This window comes from Kitasatospora sp. NPDC058243, from assembly GCF_042882025.1.
Classification (GTDB): domain Bacteria; phylum Actinomycetota; class Actinomycetes; order Streptomycetales; family Streptomycetaceae; genus Kitasatospora.
Genome location: NZ_JBHVWW010000083.1, coordinates 32,608 through 34,049 on the forward strand (window position 1 = coordinate 32,608; position 1,442 = coordinate 34,049).

Genomic DNA, 1,442 nt, shown 5'->3' on the forward strand with positions numbered 1-1,442 from the left:
GGGAAGAAAGAAGCTCCTTCAGACACGTTCCCAAACTCAGGGAGGGGCGCTGGGCGGGAACCCCGGACCAATGGGGGGCCCCGGCCGCCTCTCCTCCCGGCCCCACCGTGTTTCGGCGAGGTTCAGCGAGCCGTGCTCAGCCCTTCAGCCCGAGGGAGGGGAACAGGTCGACGAACGGCTGGGTGGTCACCGAGACGCTCCGGCCGAACGGATCGTCGAAGTCCCAGATCATGAACAGCAGGAACGCGATCAGCGCGCTGAAGCAGCCCGCCAGGACCAACTCCCTCGGCGTGCGCCGAATCTGCAGCGCGAACAGCATGCCGACGGTCACCACGGCGCCGGTGATCAGGCCGAACCAGACGACCCCGGGCATGGTCGGCCCGGCGTTCTGCCCGCGCGAGTTGCGGGCGTCGTCGGCCTGGCTGATCCGGTCCATGATCGGCTGGTAGGACTGCGACTCCAGCTCGGAGGCCGGCGGCCGGGTGGCGACGTCCACCCGCAGCTTGTCCAGCAGTTCGGTGCCCTTGTCGGAGATCTCGCCGTTCTTGCGCATGTACTCCCACTCGACGTTCACCACGTACGAGACGTAGGCGTCCACGTCGGCCCGGACCTGGTCGCGGAACTCGGCCGGGTAGACCACCGCCCGGTCGCTCACCTCCTGCAGCGACTGCGCCTCCCGGAACAGGTCGTCCTGGGCGGCGCCGCGCGCCTCCCAGACGCCCGCGAGGGCGAGACCGAGGACGATCGCGTAGACCACGCCGATCATCATCGTGATGTAGTCGATGACGTCCGGCGTCTCGTCGACGTTCTTCTCGGTGCCCACCCGGCGGTGCCGCAGCACCACCACCGCCACCACGACGGCACAGGCTGCCGCCATCGCGATGGCCAACGCCAACCATTCGGACATGGGAACTCCCTTCTCTGGCTCGGCTTGTGACGGAACAAAGGGTCGGACTCGGCCCCAGGCAGGTCGGGCTCCAGGGCCGGACCGGGGGCCGGGGCGGGCCGCCTCGGTGGGGCGGTCAGGACCGCCCGGAACGGCCGCGGCCGCGTCCACGGCCCGGGCGCAGGGCTGCCGCCGCCAGGATGGCGGGCACGGTGACCAGCAGCATCGTGGTCGTCGCCGGGGCGTTGTGGTGGTGCTGCGGCGGGGCCGGCGGCTGCGCCGCCCGCACGTGGTACACCGGCTGCGCCGCCGGGGTCGGCCACAGCGGGCTCGGGCGCACCGGAGTCGGCGTGGCCGGACCGGGGGCCACCGGGTCCGGCGGGGGCGCGGGTGCCGCCGGGGCCGGCGCCGGGGGTGCAGGCGGGTTCGGCGCGGGCGGGTTCGGCGCGGGCGGGTTCGGCGCGGGCGGCGGAGCAGGCGCGGGCGCCGCCGGCGGTGAGGTGGGCCCAGGCGTCATGCCGGGAGGCGGCGTTGTCGGCGCGGGGGTCGGCGGCGG

Annotated in this window: 1 protein-coding gene and 1 pseudogene; one reads left to right on the forward strand and one right to left on the reverse strand. The window is 73.5% G+C overall.

Going from position 1 to position 1,442, the window contains the following annotated elements; translation table 11 throughout:
• Positions 1–136: 136 nt before the first annotated feature.
• Positions 137–907, reverse strand: coding sequence for a hypothetical protein (locus ACFVX9_RS35445; protein ID WP_380377020.1), 771 nt, complete (start codon positions 905–907; stop codon positions 137–139).
• Between the two features lie 191 nt (positions 908–1,098).
• Between ACFVX9_RS35445 and ACFVX9_RS35450 the strand changes: the two are divergent.
• A pseudogene (locus ACFVX9_RS35450) lies at positions 1,099–1,442 on the forward strand (hypothetical protein); the annotation flags it as partial.

Coding starts and splice junctions, on each gene's coding strand:
- ACFVX9_RS35445 (WP_380377020.1), bottom strand. CDS start 907: ATGTCCGAATGGTTGGCGTTGGCCATCGCGATGGCGGCAGCCTGTGCC.